General features: G+C 38.5%; 19 protein-coding genes. 10 read left to right on the forward strand and 9 right to left on the reverse strand.

Annotation, left to right across the window (positions count from 1 at the left end):
• Positions 1–690: 690 nt before the first annotated feature.
• Positions 691–1299: a Crp/Fnr family transcriptional regulator gene (locus EL165_RS22105; RefSeq protein ID WP_002981577.1), complete on the reverse strand. Its 609-nt coding sequence runs from the start codon at positions 1297–1299 to the stop codon at positions 691–693.
• A gap of 158 nt (positions 1300–1457) precedes the next feature.
• Between EL165_RS22105 and EL165_RS22110 the strand changes: the two genes are divergently transcribed.
• From EL165_RS22110 to EL165_RS22145, 8 genes are all read left to right on the forward strand, one after another.
• Positions 1458–1991, forward strand: a complete 534-nt coding sequence (locus EL165_RS22110) for a hypothetical protein (RefSeq protein ID WP_002981574.1) — start codon at positions 1458–1460, stop codon at positions 1989–1991.
• Complete coding sequence (locus EL165_RS22115) at positions 1988–2887, forward strand: 4Fe-4S dicluster domain-containing protein (RefSeq protein ID WP_002981572.1); 900 nt, start codon at positions 1988–1990, stop codon at positions 2885–2887. The genes EL165_RS22110 and EL165_RS22115 overlap by 4 nt, the downstream gene beginning before the upstream one ends.
• Before the next feature lie 366 nt (positions 2888–3253).
• Complete coding sequence (locus EL165_RS22120; protein WP_002981569.1) at positions 3254–4096, forward strand: RteC domain-containing protein; 843 nt, start codon at positions 3254–3256, stop codon at positions 4094–4096.
• Between the two features lie 239 nt (positions 4097–4335).
• Positions 4336–4635: a helix-turn-helix domain-containing protein gene (locus EL165_RS22125; protein ID WP_002981567.1), complete on the forward strand. Its 300-nt coding sequence runs from the start codon at positions 4336–4338 to the stop codon at positions 4633–4635.
• Between the two features lie 72 nt (positions 4636–4707).
• Entirely contained in the window at positions 4708–6096 is a 1389-nt protein-coding gene (locus EL165_RS22130; protein WP_002981565.1) for a DUF3945 domain-containing protein, read from the forward strand.
• An 11-nt stretch (positions 6097–6107) separates the two neighbouring features.
• Positions 6108–8192, forward strand: a complete 2085-nt coding sequence (locus EL165_RS22135; protein WP_002981562.1) for a type IA DNA topoisomerase — start codon at positions 6108–6110, stop codon at positions 8190–8192.
• Between the two features lie 169 nt (positions 8193–8361).
• Positions 8362–8799 (forward strand): DUF1896 domain-containing protein, encoded by a 438-nt coding sequence (locus EL165_RS22140; RefSeq protein WP_002981559.1) that lies wholly within the window; start codon positions 8362–8364, stop codon positions 8797–8799.
• Positions 8786–14116, forward strand: coding sequence for an N-6 DNA methylase (locus EL165_RS22145; RefSeq protein ID WP_002981558.1), 5331 nt, complete (start codon positions 8786–8788; stop codon positions 14114–14116). The genes EL165_RS22140 and EL165_RS22145 overlap by 14 nt, the downstream gene beginning before the upstream one ends.
• Before the next feature lie 158 nt (positions 14117–14274).
• Here EL165_RS22145 and mobC read toward each other — a convergent pair whose 3' ends face one another.
• Positions 14275–16269 (reverse strand): conjugal transfer protein MobC, encoded by a 1995-nt coding sequence (gene mobC / locus EL165_RS22150; RefSeq protein ID WP_085950998.1) that lies wholly within the window; start codon positions 16267–16269, stop codon positions 14275–14277.
• A gap of 228 nt (positions 16270–16497) precedes the next feature.
• Here mobC and EL165_RS22155 point away from each other — a divergent pair, with 228 nt between their 5' ends.
• Positions 16498–16890 carry a phage integrase SAM-like domain-containing protein gene (locus tag EL165_RS22155; RefSeq protein ID WP_126358692.1) on the forward strand — a complete coding sequence of 131 codons (393 nt, stop codon included), beginning with the start codon at positions 16498–16500 and terminating at the stop codon, positions 16888–16890.
• Between the two features lie 549 nt (positions 16891–17439).
• Positions 17440–17700: a hypothetical protein gene (locus EL165_RS22165; RefSeq protein ID WP_002981548.1), complete on the forward strand. Its 261-nt coding sequence runs from the start codon at positions 17440–17442 to the stop codon at positions 17698–17700.
• On the opposite strand, the gene EL165_RS22170 is transcribed toward EL165_RS22165, so the two are convergent.
• The 7 genes from EL165_RS22170 to EL165_RS22200 form a co-directional block, all read right to left on the reverse strand.
• Entirely contained in the window at positions 17701–18492 is a 792-nt protein-coding gene (locus EL165_RS22170) for a metallophosphoesterase (RefSeq protein WP_002981547.1), read from the reverse strand.
• A 157-nt stretch (positions 18493–18649) separates the two neighbouring features.
• Positions 18650–19417 (reverse strand): metallophosphoesterase family protein, encoded by a 768-nt coding sequence (locus tag EL165_RS22175; RefSeq protein ID WP_002981545.1) that lies wholly within the window; start codon positions 19415–19417, stop codon positions 18650–18652.
• A 24-nt stretch (positions 19418–19441) separates the two neighbouring features.
• A complete protein-coding gene (locus EL165_RS22180) occupies positions 19442–19885 on the reverse strand; it encodes a universal stress protein (RefSeq protein ID WP_002981543.1) in 444 nt (147 codons plus the stop codon).
• Positions 19886–19892: 7 nt separating this feature from the next.
• Entirely contained in the window at positions 19893–20264 is a 372-nt protein-coding gene (gene crcB / locus EL165_RS22185; RefSeq protein WP_002981541.1) for a fluoride efflux transporter CrcB, read from the reverse strand.
• 12 nt (positions 20265–20276) lie between these two features.
• Complete coding sequence (locus EL165_RS22190; protein WP_002981539.1) at positions 20277–20639, reverse strand: DUF190 domain-containing protein; 363 nt, start codon at positions 20637–20639, stop codon at positions 20277–20279.
• Between the two features lie 37 nt (positions 20640–20676).
• Positions 20677–22059: a voltage-gated chloride channel family protein gene (locus EL165_RS22195; protein WP_126358693.1), complete on the reverse strand. Its 1383-nt coding sequence runs from the start codon at positions 22057–22059 to the stop codon at positions 20677–20679.
• Between the two features lie 5 nt (positions 22060–22064).
• Complete coding sequence (locus EL165_RS22200; protein ID WP_002981536.1) at positions 22065–22622, reverse strand: inorganic diphosphatase; 558 nt, start codon at positions 22620–22622, stop codon at positions 22065–22067.
• Positions 22623–22626: the final 4 nt, after the last annotated feature.

The raw sequence follows: 22626 nt of genomic DNA on the forward strand, positions 1-22626 counted from the left end.
TCGAACTTTTTTAACTGTAATTCCTTGTTGAATAATTTTATTATTCTGAAAAACAATAAGTTGTGTGTAGGTTTGTGGGTTCGAATCCTGTGACCATTCCCTTTTATCGTAGTATTATTCTTAAAATAGAAGCTATAGAGTTGGCGTTTAGCCAACTCTATTTTTGTTTTATCTTCAAAATCTGTGGATGATATTTTAAAAGAATTATCCATTGAATTTTAATTTTTTATAATTGTTGATTTAATTTAGGCTGTATTAATTCCTTCAAAAATTTGTGGGGCTATAATTTTTAAAGGTATCATTTGCAACTTTAAGTGAATTCACTTTTGGAGGTGGTCTTTTCAATCTTTTTTTCATCTTCTTAATTTTTATTTTTTATAATTTGGTTATTTATGAATGAACAATAATATCATAATTGAATAGGAGATCTTAGATTTATGTGTTCATCGTATATCGTCTGTAATTTCCTCATTTATAATAAATAATTTTTCCATAATGAATATTTGGAGTTTTAGAAAAAATATCTGTAGTATTTTTTTAAATATATGATAGTCTGATAGTCGGAAACTTGTGTAAAGATCCTAATTATTGGGTGAGCAATAAGGAGTAAAGTGCTTGTAGCGTATTTTTTCCTACAGATTCCTAATCATGTAGTCAATTTTCAGGTGCCAACAAGTGATATTTGATCTACTAATCTTTTTTGGCGCGAATTCTACTTAAAGTTGATTGTGTGATTCCAAGATATGAAGAGATCATGCCCAACGGTATGCGAGCAATAATATTGGGATATTTTTCAAGAAGATGATGGTAGCGTTCTGTTGCACTAAATACCCGTAGTTCGTTTGCCTTTTCCTCGGCTTTGATATAATAATGCTCCGTAAGAATCCGTCCTATATAATTGAATTCAGGAAATATCTGGTATAACATCATCAGATTTTCATAGCTAAGCACCAAGAGACTTGTATCTTCTACAGTTTCTAATACCTCAAAAGATCGTTTTTGACTAAAAAAACTATATACTGAAATGGCAAGATCACCCTCGAAAAGAAGCCAAGAAGTTGTGTCCTTACCATAGCTATCCAAGTAGTACGATCTAACAATCCCCTTAACAATAAAAAAAAGTGATTTTTGGATTTCATCTATGTCGAGTAGAATATGCTTCTTATTTACTTTTACCAAATGTGTATTTGAAAATAAGGCAGCACGCAGTTCTGGTGACATGGAATGGATACTTCCGAGAAATTCCAATAAAGATTCCTTAGCTGTATCTTCTTCCACTGCATTTACAATATTTCTCATTTTACTTCTGGAAAGATTAAATGTATAGTTAGTAACGATATTGGAATTTACGTGAAAAATTTCAATTAAACACACTTTTTTTTGCCTTTTATCAAAAATATTACCTGTAAATAGTGTTTAATTTGTTATTCTGAAAACCATATTACAAAAATTTATTTATGAAAAGAAGTACATTTATTAAAAAGGTATTGCTACTCAATGCCTCTTTATGTTTAGGTTTTAACCTATTGTCCTGTGCCGAGGAGGATTTCGTGCCTGTGCATGGAAATGGGATTCCGGAAAATGACCTTAGAAATCTTCGCAACTTATTGTTGACAAATAGTACTATATACGTTACCTCGCCCAGAAAGCATAGGGAAGCTAGGAAAAATATGAAAATAGTGCGTGTTGAACTCGATCCTAAACTTGTTGAAAATATAACAAAAAAAACATTCAAGCCATTAGCTAGGACTAACTTAGATATCATTGGAGCATTGATATTCAAAAAGAACGTGAATGTGGATATTTTAGTTAATAGGGGATTTCGTCACCTGTTTGAGTTAGTGAGTGATGATGTAGTTATGATCAGTTATAAAACCCCGAGTTCACTTTCAAGACCGCTAGGACGTGGACAAACGATTTATTACATTTCTGATAAGGATCTGAAAGAAAATAAAAATATTCATATTAACCAACTAAATGCACAGTCATGAATAACTCGATATATGGAACAACCGATCCTGACTACGAACAGGATGGATTTCAAATTTCCCAAGAAAGATGCGAAGGATTCAGTCATTGCGTAAATATCTGTCCAGTTGAAGCATTGACACTTGTAGAAGGTTATGTAAATGAAATATTGAATATCCGGGCATTATATGTTCAACTTGATACATGTATCATGTGCGGTGTCTGTGAACCGGAGTGCCCAACGGAAGCAATTATGCTGCGCCTGAGCGGTGGTAGTCCGGGTACTACTCCGGGGACAAACCCAGGTTCTGACGGGGGTGGAACAGGAGGAAATTCGAGTGGATCTTTTTCGGCAATTGCACCCGTATCAACAATCAACCTGGAGGACCGACTGAACTGTTTCAACAATGTTGTAGATAATATAAATACAACATATAAAGTAACTTTGAACGCACATAGGATAGACCTCAATTCTGATAAACCGGGGCATGCTTATCTTACTATTGAAAAATCAAACGGAAACCAGCTACAGCGGTTATCATATGGCTTCTACCCAAAATCCGGTGCAGCATCGGCTACCATGCAACCTACTCCCAGTGCTATGGGAGAAGAATCGAGTGATGAATACCGAAGAAGTGACGCAAGATATAGCCTTTATGTTACCAAGACACAATTCAATTTAATTATTAGTCAGTCTATTGCCTTATCAAAAGTACCCTATGATCTCAATGAAAATAACTGTACACATTATGCTACCGATGTATTTAATTTACTCCTTCCGAGCAATGGACAATTAAATAATAATGGATTTTTGACACCAGATGGCGTTTATACTTATTTGGCAAATCTGAAACAGGAAGGCAATCCAAATATTCAATTAGGTCGAATCGTTCCGCCAACTAGCACAATTTGTAATTAAGGATTATAAGTATTAGCTTTTTTGTAGAAAAGTCTTTAAGAATGTTTGACAGCCAGGAATGATAATAAGAAAATCAGGTAATAATTTTATCTTATCTTTTATTGGAATAGCAGTCTAATTTCTTTGTAGTATTAATATTATTTTATTTAATACTATGAATTCCCATGCGGCAATAATTAAACTTGTTGATAAACCGGATTTTTGCAAAATCCGAGCAGATACCAATTGTGTTACTGCAAATAATTAAGCACCCTTGTAACCAATACATAAGAAATAAATTATAGTGTATATTTAATTTTGTTTTATCTCAATATGATGGGATATATTTTAAAGTGTGGGGCATAATCACTTTAAAAAAAAAATCATATGAAACAGGCATATAAAAACATTTTATTATCTATCGAGAAAGAAGAGATAAATGTGTCAAGAAGCAAGAAAAGTGCTATTGATGAAGCTTATCACATGGTCTCTTTTCTCGATAAAACTTTAACGGAATTAAAAGCACAAATTAATCTTAAAGGATTTGAGAGTATCCTTGATGAAATCATCTTTTTCAAACGTGTGAAACCTGAAATTTTGGGCATGCTGATGTTTTACAATAAAGTTGTAAAAATAGAGGCATATAGCCCGATAAATTCAGAGCTCACAGAGCCTTATTATACAGAACAGGTAAGGTTACTCAATAAGGAATACAAAAAGCATATCGCTTCTTCTGACTTTTACAGTTATTACCGTACAGGTCGATCTGATAAGGATGAATACTACTTTAGGCTCGGTAACATCAACTATTTCGATGGTGTGGACAGTTTCTTCTTTGAAGTTGACCGTGAGTTTTCGACCTACTACGATTACAAGATTGCACAGATCAAAGCATATGATCTCTATCATTCCTATCTTTCAGGAAAATTCAACCGCCAGGAACCAACGGACAATACTAACTTTGATATCAATGAAGATGCTGAGTTTTCCTGGACTGATTCAAAAAATGCACTGATAGAACTTATCTATGCGCTTCATATTTCGAGAAGTGTTTCAAATGGACGGGTGGGGTTACGAAAGATCAGCCAAATGTTTGAAGATATTTTTGAGGTCAGTCTTGGGGATATCCATCATGCATTTTACCAAATGAAATTCAGAGCAGGTCAGAGAGCCCGATATTTACATTTTCTGAAGCATTCACTTGAACAGTATATGGATAATGATTTGTAATTAAAAAAAGCCAATTTTTTCAGAGAGGGGTAATCTATTAGATTACCCCTCTTTTTTTTTACCCATATCTAGTCATACTGTACCCATAGAGTCAGCCTCAAAATAGATTTATCAATGATTTTTCGCAATTATAATTAGAAAAAAAAAATTCAATATGACTGCAATATGGGTAGACCCACTTGTAGAAATAGCCGGAAAAACTAGGCCAATTTTGGCTCTGTAAACAAACAGCAAAAGCTATGAATATTGACAGAGTTGAATTTTTGAATTGGATGGAGCGCATTATGAAGCGTTTTGACATCCTTGCCGGAGACCTTGAAAGCAGAGAAAAGAAACGATTGAGTATTGACGGGGAAGAGCTGCTGGACAATCAGGATGTCCTTCAGATGTTAAAGATAACTTATCGCTGTCTGCAGCGCTATCGTACCATTGGCAAGATCAAATACTTTACCATAAGCGGCAAAGTGTTCTACAAAAGTTCCGATGTCCACCAGTTTATCCGCGACAGTTATCACGGTGGCAAATATACGCCTATGTAGGAAAACAGCGGATAGCTACCGCAGATGACATTCAACAAAGGATAGATTCGAACAAAGTAAAAACTTTTTATTATGAGCGAACAAACAATTTCTAAAGAAAACGGACAGCAGGTACTGGAAGCATTATCGGATATCCTCCTGGTACTTGATAAGAAAAAAAACCGTATTGAGGCAGTAAAAGGTGTGGATGAAGAAGGAAATCTAAAGACAACTGAGCCAAAGAAGTCAAATCTACTGGATTTTATGAGAATTGATAAGGGAGATGCAATAAGTAATTTCTTTTCCAACTTCTGGCGCAGGCTTAATGACCCGATATCATTCCGGTTTTTCAGGGCTCCTGAAATTGACTTGAATGAGGTTGCAAAAAAATTGCAGAAAGCAATAGACCATCCTACACCGGAGGGCAATAAACTTTTGGATGCCCTTGAGATTAAGTATGACAACAAATTAAATCAAAAAAATATGGATACAAATCAAAACTCAGAAGGCGCAGCGCCAGCAACTGAAACCAAATCGGTTTACAAATACAAAGTCGAGGATATTGACTGGACAACACTTGAAAAATTTAACCTGAATCGTGCACTACTTGAAAAGAATGGACAATTGGACAAAATGTTAAAAGGGTATAAATCAGACGGAGTTTACAGGATCGAAGGAAATTTTGACAGTGTAGTCGTGAAAGCTGATGCCCGATTGTCACTAAGAAAAGCAAAAGATAGTGATCAGGTAAAAGTCATGACGCATGGTGTCCGAATCGAACCGGATCTTAAAAACCAGTTTTATGGGCATTCTTTTTCCCCTGAAGATAAAGAGAATCTTTTAAAGACTGGGAACATGGGGCGAGTTGCAGAACTCACAAACTATTCAGATGGTACTAAAGTAAAGTCGCTTATCAGCATTGATAAACTCACCAATGAGGTCGTGTCATTTCCAGTGGAGCGTATCAAGATCAGTGAAAAGTTTGGGGGAGTTAAGTTAAATCCCGAACAGAAAGCCGAACTTCTTGAAGGAAGACCAGTTCTTGTCGAAGGCATGGTAAATACAAAGACAGGTGAAGTCTTTAACCAGCAGCTGCAGTATAACGCGGATGCTAAAAAGCTGGTCTTTATTGGGCAAAGTGAAGGACAGCAGCAGGGGCAGAATAATGCCATCCCGAATGAATTTAGAGGTCAGGTCCTGGATGAGAAGGATAGAAAACGTCTGGAAGATGGTGAAGTTATTTTTATGAAAGGTATTGTTAATAAAGAGGCAACAAAGGTTTACAATGGATATGTCTGGCAGAATAAGCAAACCGGTAGGTTGGAATTCGATTTTGACAACCCTCAGCAGGAGAAAACCCAGAAACAGGCCGAAACTCAGGGATCTGATCAGGGGCAGGCAAAAAAACAGGATGATACTGCCAATAACGCGCAGAAAAATGCTGCTAAAAAGGAAAATGCCAGAGGGCCGAAAATGCATTAAACCCTGATCTGATGAAAGCGATTATAGCAGAGAAGCCCTCAGTAGCCAATGAACTGGCTCGCATTATTGGGGCGACAGAGAAGAGGGACGGTTATTTTGAAGGTGGAGGGTTTTTTGTAACCTGGGCCTTTGGACATCTTGTAGGACTGGCGATGCCGGAGGAATATGGGATTAAGGGATTCAACAGGGAATCCCTCCCCATCATTCCTTCTGAATTCAAATTGAATGGAAGAAAGGTGAAATCTGGGAATGGCTATGTCTATGATGAGGGTTCAAAGAAGCAGCTTGAAATTATTGACTCTGTATTTAGAAAGAGTGACAGCATCATTGTGGCGACGGATGCCGGAAGGGAAGGAGAGGTGATCTTCCGGTTTATCTATCAATATCTGGGCTGTACCAAGCCCTTTGAGCGTCTGTGGATAAACAGCCTTACGGAAAAGGCAATAATCCAGGGATTTCAGAATCTAAAACAGGGAAGTGAATTTAATGGTCTATTTGCGGCCGGCAGAGAACGGTCACAATGTGACTGGCTTGTGGGAATAAATGCGACACAGGCGCTTACCATTGCGATGGGTGATGGCTTATTCTCGTTGGGACGGGTGCAGACGCCTACGCTCGCAATGATCTGTAAGCGTTTTCTTGCGCATAAAGCATTTGAGGTCAAAAATTATTTTCAGCTGGAACTATCCTTTATAAAAGAAGGGATAAGTTTCAGAAGTCAATCCGAGGATAAGTGGGATGCTAGAGAAAAGACAGAATCCATCATGCGGACGCTCGAACGCTGTGGGAACGCTGAGATAAAAGAGGTGGAAAAAAAATCGGGTACGATACAGGCTCCCCTTCTTTTTGACCTTACGGGATTGCAGAAAGAAGCGAATAAAAAGCTGGGTTATTCTGCCGAACGGACACTTGAGATTGCTCAGAAGCTTTATGAAAAGAAATTTATAACCTATCCCAGAACGGGTTCTAAGTACATACCGGAGGATATCTGGCCAGAAATACCCACTTTAATCCTGGCTTTAGGTTCCCGGACATCCTGTAAGGAAGCTGTTGATCATATCAAGTGGGAACGCTATAATAAGCATATCGTAAATGATGTGAAGGTTACGGATCACCACGGCATATTGATTACTGAAAATATTCCTACCAGGCTGGAAGGAAGCGAAGATGCTTTGTACGATATGATCGCAAAACGACTTCTTGAATCTATTTCCCCGCCCTGCCACCGGGAGATCACAGACATACGAATCTCAGCACTTCATTATGATTTTAAACTGAAAGCTATCAGGATCACTTCTGCTGGCTGGAAATTGATCAATGGAAATTTTGAGGTGGAAGGTGAGGATCTTGTCACTGATTTTCCTGATCTGCAGACCGGAATGCAGCTGAACATTGATGCTGTAAATGTACTTGCGAAAAAAACAAAACCCCCGATGCTCTATACGGAGGCAGACCTCCTTGCGACAATGGAAAATGTAGGCAGTACAGTTGAAAACGAGGAAGAACGAAAAATCCTAAAAAACATCGGTATCGGCACACCTGCCACACGGGCTGCTATTATCGAAACCCTTTTTGATAGGGGATATATCCTTCGGGAGAAAAAGAGTATAGTTCCCACCGATAAAGGCATGCTTGTTTATGAAATAGTGGGGGACAAGAAAATTGCTGATGCTGCGATGACGGCGCAATGGGAGATTGCATTCGAAAAAATTGAAAATGGAGAGATTGATGCGGAACTTTTTCATGCGGAGGTTGAGCTCGCGGTACATGAAATAACCAATGAATTACTGGGCGTAAAAAGAGCTTCCGGGGATAATACGGATCTATGCTGTCCTAAATGTAAGGGCAAAGTGATCCTGCGTGAAAAAGTTGTTAAATGCAGAGATGAAGCCTGTGATTGGGTATTATTTCGCAATATCTGTGGCGTTCAGCTAAGTTATCGGGAAATTGATGCCCTTCTTGTAAAAGGCAGAACCCCATTGATAAAAAAGATGATGGGCAGAAATGGGAAATCCTTTAATGCCTACATACTTCTGGACGGGTCTGGTTCAACATCCTTTGAATTTGAACAAAAAAAGAAAGGAAAATACAAATAGTTCATGATGTGATTTTGGTTGGTGAAGTCCGGGACCTGCAATGGTTCCGGGCTTTTTTGTGTAATGGGAATATCTTGGCAAGAATAGGAAAGCTTAGGAATCAAAACAAAGATTAGTCCATTAGCTGATTAGGTTTACCGCTATAAAGTTTTAAAAAAAATATAGCGATATGAAAAATCATAACCAGGACTTTTCCTACTACCAGCTAAAGTTGCAGGATCACATTGATTCCAGTTTTCCCGAGAGATCAGGGGACGTTAAATTTATTAGCCAGCGTGCAAGGTGGGCCGCAAATGCTTATGAGGGGGCTTTCCGCTCAGCTAATCCGATCATTAAATGTAATGAGATTGCTGATTACATTTTATATGAAGGACTGCATTTTTCCAGATTTGATACACTATTTGAAGTGCTGACCTATGAATTTTCGGATGTTTTCGATGAGCTCGATTATCGTGATTTTGCATTAAAGGTCCTTCCAAAATGTGAGGAGATCTTTGGTCATTATGAGCTGACTGATGATTTTGCATATACAACTGACTATGATCTGCTGTATACGGAGCTAACCGGTTTCATCGCCATCTGGATTGAGCAAAATGGCATTCGATAAGAAGCGGAACATCCGCCAGAACATTGAAGCTATCCGGACGGTTTTCTCCATCGAAAAAGAAGGAAGAACAGCAACAAACGATGAAATATCCATACTAAAGCAATATTCAGGATTTGGAGGATTAAAGTTCATCTTGAATCCAGTAGGGCAGCCAGACGATATAAATCAGTGGAAGGCTTCTGATATGCCATATTTTCCACTTACACAGGAATTGTTTTCGCATATTAAGGACAATTCTGAAAGTGAAAACAGTTATAGGGAGTATATATCCAAAATTAGAGGTTCTATCCTCGATGCGTTTTACACACCTACGGAAATCACTCAGAGTATTGCAGCAGCAATTACAGACACAGGAATTTCTATATCAAGCATTCTTGAACCTTCAGCTGGGGTGGGAGCATTTATCGAGCCATTTACTGGCATCGACGGCCGCAGAATATGCGCTTATGAACAGGATTTACTAACCGGGAAAATCTTGAAAAATCTTTATGGCTCCAATGCTGATATCCGCATTGATAGCTTTGAAAATATGCACGAAGAAGATACAGGATACGACCTGATTATAGGTAATATTCCTTTTGGAACTACTTCTATTTTTGATCTTTCTTATTCCAGAGGAAAAGACCAAGCACGAAAATTTGCTGCACAGAGCGTGCATAATTATTTCTTTTTGAAGGCAACTGATAAGTTAAGGGAAGGTGGGCTCCTTGCATTTATAACATCGCAGGGAGTTCTAAACAGTCAGTCCAATTTTCCTATCCGGGAGGCACTAATGAACGAGCACCGCTTTGTTTCTGCATTACGTTTACCCAATAATCTTTTCGAAGAAAGTGGAACATCAGTAGGAACAGACCTGATTGTTTTGCAGAAGAGCAGCGGGCCACGGTCACTGTCCGGACGCGCACTTGATTTTATGGGAACCAGCGAAAATTGTAATCTGCTATTTAACAACCCCAATCACATCATTGCGACACGATCTTTTCAGGATACTGACAAATATGGAAAGCCTATAACAATTCATTTACATGATGGTGGGACTGAAAGAATTGCAGAAGATCTTTACCGAAAGCTTTCTGAGGACTTTCAGCGGTATTTTGACCTTAAAATGTTTAATGAACATAAAGTAACAGCAATTGACACTAAAGTTTTATCAAAGCCTGCTGATAACATTCCTGAGAAAAATATCATTCATAACAGTGGTGATAAAAGAGCTATACAGCTCGATCTTTTTTCCGATCAAGTGCTCGGAGAAATGTCTGTTAAAAAGACCAAGAGAAGAGGTAGAAAGACGTCTCAAAGCAATGTTACAAAATTTAAACAGCTTTCCTTTTTTGATTCCGGAGAAATCGGCACGGTGGATCAGAAAGATAAACTGGATACTGAATTAAATCATAATGAAAAGAAAGCTAATATTCAAAAACATTCGTCCAATTCCTCAAAGAAAAGGGTTGAATCTCTTTCGTTGTTCCATGAAATCGACGATAGTAAGGTTTGCAAAAATGAACCGGAAACTTTTGCAGGAGAAGTAAAATCTTTTTATCGGGAGAATACGCTGATTGTTTCAAACGGTAGGGTAGGTAAACTAAAAATGAACCGCCGGGACAGAGCTTTTATTTTTCAGCCGATTGAATTATCCGTAACGGACAATAAACGTATCCAAAGTTATATTAAGCTGCGGGACAGCTATCAACTACTTTATGATTTTGAAGCCAATAACAGGCTGGAGGATGTAGAGACCAGAAAACTTTTAAACTGGACCTATGATGATTTTGTGGCTCGGTTTGGAAATTTAAACACGGCAGAGAACATTAAATTTATAAAAATGGATGCTTCGGGGAATGAAATTCCCTATCTGGAGCGGGTGGTTGGCGGTGTAATACATAAGTCTGATATTTTTGACCATCCGGTCAGCTTTTCGACAAGAGAAGTCACGGTAAACAGTGCTTCTGAAGCTCTATCTGCCTCGCTTAACCTGTCGGGTAGTGTTGATCTGGGGTTTATGGAAGATATCAGCGGATTTACTGAAAGTGAATTGCTCGAAAATTTACAGGGTCAGATATTCTACAATCCACTTTCAGGCAAAATGGAGGTTTCCCAAAAGTTTTTGGCTGGAAATGTCGTGTTAAAGGCCCGTCAGCTGACCGAGTATATTTCCTTGCATCCACAAGACACAGAAGCCCTAAAAAGCCTAGCGGCGCTTGAAAAAGCCCGGCCTGAGCCCATAAAATTTGATGAACTGGATTTTAACCTGGGCGAACGATGGATCGGATGTGATATTTACAACAGGTTTGCCAGCCACCTTTTTGATACGGAAATCAAAATTTACTATTCGGAAAGCAGTGATGACTTTTCGGTCAATGCAAAAGCCAGCAATATAAAAATCACTGAAAAATATGCGATAAAGTCGGAGAGCAGAACATTTGACGGACTGAATCTACTGCGTCATGCCTTGGTGAATACGACCCCCGACATTACCAAAACAGAATATCTCGCGGACGGAACTGCTGTAAAAGTCAAAGATATGGACGCTATACAGATGGCGAATGGAAAAATTGATGAAATAAGAAATGAGTTTACGGACTGGTTATATCAGCAGAATGATGATTTTAAAAATGAGCTGACAGCACGCTACAATGACCTTTTTAACTGTCATGTAAGACCTCATTACGACGGTGGTCACCAGACCTTTCCAGGACTGGACCGTGCAGCACTAGGTATTGAGGATCTATATGATAGCCAGAAAGATGCCATCTATATGCTTAAAAGCAACAATGGTGGTATCTGCGACCACGAGGTAGGAGCCGGAAAGACACTTATTATGGTCGGGGGCGCACAGGAAATGAAAAGGCTGGGTCTTGTTCATAAACCGATGATCATTGCGCTGAAAGCCAATGTCCATGAAATAGCCGAAACCTATCGAAAGGCCTATCCATTAGCGAAAATTTTATATCCGGGTAAAAAAGATTTTACACCACAGAAAAGGTTAAAAATCTTTGGTGATATCAAAAATAATGACTGGGACTGTATCATACTAACGCATGATCAGTTTGGAATGATCCCCCAGTCTCCCGAGTTACAGAAAGAAATTTTAGAGGCAGAACTTCATTCTGTGGAACAGAACCTGGATGCCCTGCGCAATCAGGGAAAGGATGTATCGGGTGCAATGCTTAAGGGTGTGGAAATTAGAAAGAAGAACCTTAACGTAAAATTGAAAACGCTGGAACATGATATTGAAAACCGTAAAGATGATGTGGTTGATTTTAAGATGATGGGAATTGATCACCTGTTTGTGGACGAAAGCCATAAATTCAAGAATTTGATGTTCAACACGCGCCATGAGCGTGTCGCTGGGCTTGGAAATGTTCAGGGAAGCCAAAAGGCGCTCAACCTGCTTTTTGCGATACGCACTATTCAGGAAAGAACAGGAAAGGATCTCGGGGCCACATTCCTCTCCGGTACGACAATTTCAAATTCACTGACTGAGCTATACTGTCTGTTTAAGTTTTTAAGACCCAATGCGCTGGAACGACAGGGAATAAACTGTTTTGATGCCTGGGCTGCTATCTATGCCCGAAAGTCCATAGACTATGAATTCTCGGTAGCGAACAATATTGTGCAAAAAGAAAGGTTCAGGCATTTTATCAAGGTTCCCGAACTTTCACAGTTCTATACTGAAATTACCGATTATCGTACAGCAGCAGATATCGGTATAGACCGGCCCACAAAAAATGAGATCCTTTACCATATTCCCCCAACTGCCGAGCAGGAAATCTTTATTAAAAAATTGATGGAATTTGCGAAGACCGGCAATGCTGAATTACTTGGGAGGCTGCCTCTGTCACCGACTGAGCAGAAAGCGAAAATGCTTATTGCAACGGATTACGCAAGGAAAATGTCCCTGGATATGCGTCTGATCTCTCCACGATATGCTGACGACCCCGGAAACAAGGCTTCGGTTTGCGCAGGTAATATTGCAAAATATTATAGGGATTACAATGCACAAAAGGGGACACAGTTTGTTTTCTCAGATCTTGGAACCTATAAGTCGGACGAATGGAACATCTACAGTGAAATAAAAAGAAAGCTTGTTCATGATCATTGTATACCAGCAGATGAAATTCGTTTTATTCAGGAAGCGAGGACCGAAGATCAGCGTAAGGAGCTGATAAAAGCGACGAACGAAGGCAGGATCAGAGTTTTATTTGGATCTACTGAAATGCTGGGAACAGGTGTAAACGCGCAGAAAAGGGCGGTTGCTGTACATCATCTTGACATTCCCTGGAGGCCGTCGGATCTGGAACAGCGGGATGGTCGTGCGGTACGAAAAGGGAATGAGATTGCTAAATTTTTTGCTGGAAATAAGGTTGATGTCTTTATTTATGCTGTTGAAAAATCCCTTGATGCGTATAAATTTAATACATTGGCGAATAAACAGCGCTTTATAGGCCAATTAAAAAGCAATACGATTGCGGTGAGAACACTTGATGAAGGAGGTATGGATGAAGTGTCAGGAATGAATTTTTCCGAATATGTAGCTTTACTTTCCGGCAATACCGATCTGCTGGAAAAGGCGAAGGTTGAAAAGAAGATATCTGTTCTGGAAAGCGAGAAGCATGCATTTTTACGTTCAAAATGGAGTTCTTCCTCCAAACTTGAAAACCTGACAGAAGAACTTGAAACAAGATCCTCGCGGTTAGAAAGGTTCAATGCCGACTGGAACAATTTTCAGAACCGGGTACAGAGGTCTAAGGATGGAAATATATTAAATCCAATACAGCTGGATGGGCTTTCTAAAGATGCGAGTATAAAGGAAATAGGTGCTAGACTCAGTAAGCTGGCTGCTGTATCAAGAACTGGAGGAGATTATGAGGAAATAGGGTCATTATATGGTTTCCGTTTACTTGTTAAAACAGAAATGACTCAAAAAGACAGTTCCAGCCTTGTGGAAAGAGATAACAGGTTTTTCATTTGCGGTGAGGGTAATATCAAATACACCCATAACAATGGTATCATGGCAAGCGATCCAGAGCGGGCGAGTCTAAATTTTATCAGTGCACTGCAGAAACTTCCCGGACTTATCGAGGAAGACGAGAAAAAATTGAAGGCACTGAAAGAGGATCAGGTTGTGCTTAAAGATATTGTTTCTGGAAGCTGGAATAAAGAGAAGCAGCTCGCGTCGCTTAAGACGGAATTAGCTTCTGTTGAACGTAAAATACAATTATCCTTAGAAACAGATAAAAAGGATGGGGCGGAAGATGAAAAAGTTGAAGTACTTGAAGAGGAGAAGTCAAAAAAAAGCAATCAATTCAAAATCTAAAGTCATCTCTTTTTATATAAGATGGAGGTGTATACATTCTATTGGCGGAGATCAAAATGAAAGGAAGCTATCCAAGTCGGATAGCTTCATATTGTTCGGAAAGAGGATATGACAATTTTTTTAACTTTATATGTGAGCAAAAGAAATAGGTGAAAAATCTACTTTTTATCTTTTTTGATTAAGTGAGATAATTCAGGATCGTTGTTAATTCTTGATAGCTCATTTGAAATTATGATGGAAACATCAAGTTTTATCTTGCGATAATTTTCGTCAATTTCTTTTTCCATAATATCTTCACCAGTGTCTGAAAGAAAGGACCGAATCTGTGGAATCGGTTTATAATTCTTGGTTTCATTGGCAACTTTTTCATTATCTACTACGATCTGGGCATGGAAAATTTTTTGTTCTATTTTCTCCCCAAAATTGTCAGCGACAGCTCCGACAAACATTCCCTGTGATAAAGTTGAAATCTTAGATGCGGGTATCAGGCTATCCAGCTGCGTAGAAATGGATGAGCTTGTATCATTTCTATTGATACTGATTGACTGTCTTTTTTGTACAATTTTCCCAAATCTTTCGGAAAGGTTTTTTGCGGTATCTCCAACAACTTGGCCAGCGAATATATTACCCACAATATTTTGGATTACTTTGGACTCTTTATCACCGTAATCCCGTGTCAACATTGAGTAATCCTGCAATCCCAGGCATACCGAAATCAAATTACTTCTGGCACTGGCTATCAGATTATCGAGGCCCCTAAAAAATATTTGTGGCAACTCATCGATAATTAGGGAGCACTTTAATTGCTTCTTTTTGTTGATTAAACGGACAATCCTAGAATTATAAAGACCTAAAGCAGCGGAGTATATATTTTGTCTGTCGGGATTGCTTCCAACGCATAAGATCTTAGGAGCGTCAGGATTGTTAATATCAAGACTAAAATCGTTTCCGCTCATTACCCAATAGAGTTTGGGAGATATAATTCTTGATAATGGTATTTTAGCCGACGCGATCTGCCCTTGGAGCTGATCTTGGGCTCCGCCTTCCCATGCATCAAGGAAAGGACTTAAATAGTTTTCCAGTTCCGGATAACTAGTCAGAATGGTAAAAAGGTCGGCGTACTTCTTGTTCAAAAGTTCAATAGCGTGGGGAAATGTACAATACTTGCCATCTTGATAAATCTTAAGAAACCAGATAATTGAAGCAAGTAGTATTATGGGAGATTCAACAAAGAAATCGCCCTGTTTCTGAATCCATGTTCTGTTTAAGTTTAACATTATGGTATATGCTGATTCGTATGCATCTGATATATCTGTCAAAAATGATGGACTTAAAGGATTACAACGATGGCTGCGACGTGGATCATCAAAGTTTAAGACATAAAAATGTGGTCTGACCTTATATTTATCATAATGCTTCAACAAATGGTTATATACAATGACAGAAAGATCATCAAACTTAAAGTCGAAAACATACATCGAAAATCCCTTCTCGATGTGTTGCTTGATATAATTATTGATTATAGCATAGCTTTTTCCAGATCCTGGGGTCCCAGCAACTATTGCTGCACGAAAAGGATTGACCACATTAATATATCCATCGTTCCATTTACCCTTATAGTAGAATTTGGTAGGTAAGTTGACGGAATATTCGTTTTCGATAAGTCTGGTTTCCTGTAAGAAACTTTCATTTTCGTTATTAAAAGGGTCATCCATTAACCTGCTTTTCAGCAGTCTGCTCATCCATAGTCCTGCAACCATAAGTAGGATAAATCCAGCAGAGGTTGTTAGCATATAGAGCAAAGCAGAAATTTGGATAAGGGGAAAGTTTAAAAGGTAAAGTATTAAACCTATTATCAGGCAGCTATTGATATTTGTCCATTTTATCTTTTCATTTTTTACTCCTTTTGTACCCAAACAACTTAGTGCCAATAGAATCAGGGCAAATAACTTACTATTAAAGGAATTGGAAAACAGGCCTGAGGTTCTTTGAAAATTCTTCAATATCCTCTCCAAAACTTCAAGGGTCCATCCCTGTACATGAAAGAAAGAATAACAGAACCAATAGAAATTCATCAGTAGCAATAAAATACTTACTGCGCGCATAAAGGCCATGATCTTGGCCAATCCCCGTAAATCGTCTTCTTGCATAATAAACTGTTTTCGGCATAGATATAAGGATGGCTATGACTATTTTCCAATGTGAACTACAGGTACCTATAATGACCTATATTGTCTCAATTTTGTTGATTAGTTAATTGATTTATAGATGATTAATATCAGATGTTATGCATTGCATATATTGTACCCACGTTATATCTTTGGAGCCGTTAAATTTTAAGGAAGAATTTATTGGGCTTAAATATTACTAAATAGAAGATAATGGGATGTTTTATTGATCGCTGTCGGAAAGTGATGGATGATATGGAATTAGGAATTGTGAAAAAGAAAGACGGGGATCTATATAGTGCATTCACAATTCGGAGTATGCGCAGTAACATCCGTGTGGTACAAAGTTTTGTAGTTGCTACGCGTGGTGTACTTAGAATGAAGGACGTAAATAAAGAACTTGTAGCCGATTTCCATCAATTTTTGCTTGATAAAAATCTGGCTAAAAATACTATTTCAGGAAGACTTAACGGACTTCGATTTTGGATAAGAAGATTTTGCGGTGAAAAATTACTTGATTACTGTGGCGAACGTGGTAAATACCCGATGGAAATTACCACAGCAATTGCTTTAAGTATTGAGGAATTAAGGACATTGTATATTTAAATTTTTGAAAAATATCACTGTAAGGCAACGGACATTGGATGGCCATGTTTTTTTTGAAATATTAACGGGTAAAAAAGGTACTCCTGTCGTTATTCCAGCCGCCATAATTGTTATAAAGATCTTTGAAAAATACGGCAATTCCCTGCAAAAGGATTTTCGGAATCACACTATAATATTACGCTTAAGAAAATTGTTGAAAAGTCCGAAATTGAAAGAGAAGTTGTTTTTTTTAGAACGCAAGGAGGGAAGAAAACGGAAAAAATTGTAAAGCTTTCATCATTAACTAGTAGTCATACAGCAAGGAGAACCTTTGCAACTAATGGCTATCTCGCGGGAATAAGCCCATTCGACCTGATGAAGATAACGGGCCATAAGTCGCTCAATTCTTTTTTTAGATATATGAGATGTGATAATATCGCAGTTGCCCTGAAAATTTCCACACACCAATTTTTTAAGATAGACCTTTCGGAAACAGTAATTGACTAAAGTATTTATTTTTTGATGTAAAATTCCTATAATTAGGGAGAATTTTACACGTAACTTTTTTCTATGCAAGACACAATTGGCAAATATGAGGAGCATTTTGACAAACAGGTATTCAGGGTAACTTATAAATTGAAGGATTATCAGGTAATTTTACTTAAAAAGGATCTTAAAAAAGATCTTAAGGAAATAAGCATACTTTTAGATGGTGTAATTCAGAAAATGATTAAAGAGGAGGGAAAGTGGCTTTTTGAACATGGTAGTGACCGGGAGCTAGCCAACGATATATGGCGTGCGATTTCATTACGGTACCGAATTTTCGCATAATTATTCATGCATGTGTGCGACATATTTGTAATCATCATAAAGGGTGTCCAGTGCGTCTGACTGCCAAATTTCTTCCGTATCAATATTCCTTATAGTCAATTTTCCATTTGATCCAGCTCCAGTATCCATATTAGTGATATTTAAAGCTTCCATAGGTTGGCTTTTTCCCCAATTTAGCGTAGAGGTATGACCCACATAAATACTTTCAAAATGAGTAACTATTTCAAAAGTGTCCATTCTTTTTCCTTCATCTACATGGCTCAATGCTTCGGTCCACAGTCTGCGATCCCAATAGTAGTTTTTTTCTGGCTGTTCAAAGAAATCTAGGTATCGATCAAAACCACCATGAACAAAGCATATATTGTCATCTAAAATATAGTATGGTTTTTGATCCCGAAAAAACTGTCGATGCAATGGCGGGATATCAGAAGAGTTTAAGGAAGTTTTAAATCCTGATCCTTTGGAAAAGCACACCTTTGGACCATCTTTGTATTTCAGATAAGATTCTATTGTTCCTTTTCCACTGTAATTCCATGATACAGGATGAAAATCAGTCTGGATAAACTCTTGGAACCATGCGTCATGGTTTCCCTTAATCGCTATCAGATTTTTAATTTTTAAAAGTTCCTCTACACATTCGTAGACTTCGTTATGACCATCGGCTACATCACCGAGTTGAATTAAGGTGTCATTTTGATAATCAAAAGCCGATCTATTTAAACATTGAATTAAAGCTTTATAGGCTCCGTGGAGATCACCGATAATGAAGGTTTGACCTTTTTGCTTTTTCATTTTCCCTCATCATTATGGTATAAATTTACAAAATTTCAGTTACAATAAAGGGCAATTTCAACCTATTTTAAGGAGAAAACCTTAATTGTTTACGTTTGAAATCATGTGCTTTTGAATTGATTATCTTGATTTTTAAGATGCAACTTTTTAATATAACTTACATTTTCAGGAAATCATCATAAGCATTAGATAGTCCAATTTCATGGATGTGAGCGATGGTTTTTTGAACATCATAATCTACATAATGAAAACTAACCTTTACTGTATCAGGTGATGATAGATCCGAGTTGTGGTCTATTTCCAATAACGTATAGCAAGATTTATTATCTCCGTGTTTTGGTTTGCCCACAGAGCCTACATTAATTGCATGCCTGTAAATTTTTCGGTTAGCCTCTTCGCAGAATATACTTTTATGATAGGGAATATGGGTATGTCCCATCAGTAAAATATCTGCTTCAACGCTATCCATCATTTCCAATAGATATTCTTCATAACAATCTTCTTTGATATATTCTGTATTGGAAAGTGTACTGCCGTGTACCATCGCGACTTTTATCTGCTGAAAAGGGAAGCGGAACTGTATCTGCAACATAAAAGGGAGGCTCAGAAGAAAGCTTCTGTTATCCGAAGTAATGGTTTCATTCACCAGTTTGATTGATTCATAACCAAACTTTTTTTCGGCTTCTGTTTTAAATGAAAAAGGGAAGGAAGATTTTTTGTAGGCTATTCCCTCATCATGATTTCCCTGGAGACAGGTGATTCCGTAGTAGCGCACTGCTTCAATGACCTCATTATCCCATCCTGCAAAGTTGACCAGATCCCCAAGGCAGTAAATATCGTCCGGTTTATGTTTTTTTATATCTCCCATTACCGTTAACAAAGCCGGAAGATTTGCGTGTATATCGCTGATAAATGCTAATTTCATAATTTTAAATTTTAAGCAAGATTATTAATTTGTCATTTCACGCGGCGTAATCAAAACCGGTATTTTAGCATGTTTTAGAACATAGTCTGCTACCGATCCCATTAAAAGTCTGGTTAAACCAGTACGTCCGTGAGTTCCCATAACAATAAGTTCAGCTTTCCATTGTTCAGCGACATTCAGTATTTCCTTATGAGGTTCTCCTTCGGGGGTAAAACGAAATACTTTATCAACTCCATCATATAATTCTATGTATTGCTGAATAGTATTCTCTGCTTCCTGTAATAAGATGGCATGCTGCTGCCCTTCATTAATACCAAGATCGGGGTTGGGCAGTTCTTTTACAGCATCAATGACAAAAACAATTGCGATTGATGCTGAAATCTGGTGTGCCAGTTCAAAGCCGATACGCGCAGCTTTCATGCCGTAGGCACTGTCATCAACGGCAATGAGTATTTTACTGAAATTCATGATATTTTCATTTAATTGTTAGTGTTCCCAAGTAAGTAGCTAAAAGCCCTAAGCCGACACTGAAGATCAGATAGAGTGCACAATAGAGATAATCTCCCTGTCTCAGCAGACTGATACTGTCATAAGAAAAACTTGAAAATGTTGTAAAACCACCGCATATCCCGGTAATCAAAAACCATCTCCATTCCGCAGTCATCCAGCTGAATTTTTCAGTCAGTCCAAAGAATATCCCGATCAAAAAACATCCCACGACATTGATCAGAAATGTTCCGAGCGGAAAAGTGATGTGAAAATGTCTGGCAACAAGATCCTGAACGAGATAGCGGAATACACCGCCGATCCCGCTTCCTATCCAAATTATGAGTATCGCTTTTAGCATTGGTTTATTTTTTTATGTTTCCCAGAATTCGACTTCTTTGTAGATAATGATCTTATCCTTTAGCAGGACATGATGCTTTAAAAAGAAGTTTTCCAGTTTTTCCCTTTCGTCGATGAGCTCGATACATATAGCCAGGTTCGTATTGTTTCCTTCAAGCTGGTAGCGCTGGACTTTTCCCTCGCGGGAAAATCCCGAATGCGTCTGGTAAACAGATGCATTCAGGATACCATCTTTTTTAGCGTCAGAGACAATATGAAGATACGCTGATTTTGGAAACATTTTTCTAAAAAATGAAGCTTCGCTATCTTTTACCTTATGGGAGGGCTCTATGTAGATCTTGAGTTTTCCCAGTGATTTTTTTATGATCTCTTTCATATTGTACTATTTTATTCACGTTCTACTTTGGGACGGATTATTTTCTTTTGATCATCTTCCTATATCTGCTGATATGGTGTTTCAGGAAATGTTCCCTTCTTTTTCCGGCCTCGGATAGCGATCCATCGGAAGAAAAATAGGAATCAAATATTTTGGGCACTTCAATTCTTTGGGCGCTGTAGATTCCTGAATGGCCACTAAAGAAATAGGCGGTAAAGCAGGCTATTGCATAGTAAAGTGTATACTCGCCACCAAAGAGTTCTATCCCCATCAGCGTACAGGCAAGCGGCGTATTGGTCGCACCGGAAAATACAGCGATAAATCCAAGTGCCGCAAAAAGTCCTACCGGCGCGTTCATCAGATCAGAAAGTGTGTTACCCAGCGTTGCACCGATATAAAATAGCGGGGTGACTTCACCGCCTTTGAAACCGGTTCCTAAAGTGACAGTCGTGTAGACCGTTTTCCAGAGCCAGCTCCATGGATCTGAACCTCCCGCATGAAATGCAGATTGGATTGTAACCGCCCCCTGATATTCGGGGTCTACTCCCAGGCTGAGATAATCAGGCTTACCGTTAATGAAAGTCAGTAAAATGATCACGCATCCACCTATAACAGGAATAAGCCATTTTTTTGAAACGGAGGCAACCATGACATTTTTGATACGATGTGCCATTTCAGCAAAAATAAAACTGGCAAGCCCAAATGCAATTGATGCAATGATAATCTTTCCGAGCAGCAGCAGATCAAATGGGATATACTGTGAAAGCCAGAATGACTGATCCATAGGAGGTATCGCATCTATATGATAATGGGTATGGTGGATTTTCCATGCGGATACAGTGATATCACCGACAGTCCCGGCAATAAGACAGGGCAGGAGGGCATCGTATTTTATTTTTCCGATAGCCAATACTTCCAGTGCAAAAATGGCTCCGGTCAGCGGTGTTCCAAAAACAGCACCAAAACCGGCAGCTATACCTGCTGTCAATACAATTCCGGTATCGCGCTGATTGAGACGGAACCATTTTCCGAACATCTGGGCAATACTTCCACCAATCTGCACCGCTGTCCCTTCACGTCCCGCTGATCCGCCAAAAAGATGTGTTATGACGGTAGCGAAAAGGACAATGGGAGCCATTCTTTTGGGTACTCCACCTCCCGGCTGATGTATTTCATCCATAATCAGGTTATTTCCTTTCTCTGAGGATTTACCGACAGATTGGTAAAGGAAATGAATCAATAGTCCTGCCACTGGCAAAAGATATAGCAGATAAGTATGGTCAAACCTATAATGGATAGCGAGGTTCAATATCCATAGAAAAAAGGCTACGATACTACCTATAGCAACCGAAATAGGAATTACAATGACACTCCACCGAACCAGCTGCCGAAATATGCTGACATGTTCCATTCTCATCATATGCGTTATTTACTTTTTAGCTGAGGTACAATTTCCGTGGTATAGGAGATCAGACTGTCATTGATACAGTTATAAGCAGATTCACGGTTGCTGAACCCCAATACTTCAACCTTTTTATTTTCCAACTTTTTATAATCTTCAAAGAAATTCTTGATCTCATGTAAGGTATGAGGTGGAAGATCTTCTATATTTTCGATGTGTTTCAATGAAATATCATGTGAAGCTACTGCGATGATCTTATTGTCCTGAACACCGCCATCGATCATTTCCATCATCCCGATGACCCTTGACTGTACGATTGTCAGAGGGACCAGATTTTCGGTACAGATAACCAGTATATCCAGTGGATCATGATCGGTGTAATAGGTATGGGGAATCAGTCCATAGTTTGCAGGATAATGGATGGAGGAAAATAGAACCCTGTCTACTTTAATCAGGCCGGAGGGCTTATCCAATTCATATTTAGTCCTGCTTCCAGCCGGTATTTCTATTACCGCCGTCACTTCAAATGGCAGATTTTCTCCCGGAGAAAGATCGTGCCATGGATGTTGTGTTCCTATCATTGTT

The organism is Chryseobacterium gleum (genome assembly GCF_900636535.1).
In the GTDB taxonomy this organism is placed as follows: domain Bacteria; phylum Bacteroidota; class Bacteroidia; order Flavobacteriales; family Weeksellaceae; genus Chryseobacterium; species Chryseobacterium gleum.

Coding starts and splice junctions, on each gene's coding strand:
- EL165_RS22165 (WP_002981548.1), top strand. CDS start 17,440: ATGCAAGACACAATTGGCAAATATGAGGAGCATTTTGACAAACAGGTA.
- EL165_RS22155 (WP_126358692.1), top strand. CDS start 16,498: ATGGGATGTTTTATTGATCGCTGTCGGAAAGTGATGGATGATATGGAA.
- EL165_RS22175 (WP_002981545.1), bottom strand. CDS start 19,417: ATGAAATTAGCATTTATCAGCGATATACACGCAAATCTTCCGGCTTTG.
- EL165_RS22110 (WP_002981574.1), top strand. CDS start 1,458: ATGAAAAGAAGTACATTTATTAAAAAGGTATTGCTACTCAATGCCTCT.
- EL165_RS22190 (WP_002981539.1), bottom strand. CDS start 20,639: ATGAAAGAGATCATAAAAAAATCACTGGGAAAACTCAAGATCTACATA.
- EL165_RS22135 (WP_002981562.1), top strand. CDS start 6,108: ATGAAAGCGATTATAGCAGAGAAGCCCTCAGTAGCCAATGAACTGGCT.
- crcB (WP_002981541.1), bottom strand. CDS start 20,264: ATGCTAAAAGCGATACTCATAATTTGGATAGGAAGCGGGATCGGCGGT.
- EL165_RS22125 (WP_002981567.1), top strand. CDS start 4,336: ATGAATATTGACAGAGTTGAATTTTTGAATTGGATGGAGCGCATTATG.
- EL165_RS22105 (WP_002981577.1), bottom strand. CDS start 1,299: ATGAGAAATATTGTAAATGCAGTGGAAGAAGATACAGCTAAGGAATCT.
- EL165_RS22115 (WP_002981572.1), top strand. CDS start 1,988: ATGAATAACTCGATATATGGAACAACCGATCCTGACTACGAACAGGAT.
- EL165_RS22130 (WP_002981565.1), top strand. CDS start 4,708: ATGAGCGAACAAACAATTTCTAAAGAAAACGGACAGCAGGTACTGGAA.
- EL165_RS22195 (WP_126358693.1), bottom strand. CDS start 22,059: ATGATGAGAATGGAACATGTCAGCATATTTCGGCAGCTGGTTCGGTGG.
- EL165_RS22180 (WP_002981543.1), bottom strand. CDS start 19,885: ATGAATTTCAGTAAAATACTCATTGCCGTTGATGACAGTGCCTACGGC.
- EL165_RS22145 (WP_002981558.1), top strand. CDS start 8,786: ATGGCATTCGATAAGAAGCGGAACATCCGCCAGAACATTGAAGCTATC.
- EL165_RS22200 (WP_002981536.1), bottom strand. CDS start 22,622: ATGATAGGAACACAACATCCATGGCACGATCTTTCTCCGGGAGAAAAT.
- EL165_RS22120 (WP_002981569.1), top strand. CDS start 3,254: ATGAAACAGGCATATAAAAACATTTTATTATCTATCGAGAAAGAAGAG.
- EL165_RS22140 (WP_002981559.1), top strand. CDS start 8,362: ATGAAAAATCATAACCAGGACTTTTCCTACTACCAGCTAAAGTTGCAG.
- EL165_RS22170 (WP_002981547.1), bottom strand. CDS start 18,492: ATGAAAAAGCAAAAAGGTCAAACCTTCATTATCGGTGATCTCCACGGA.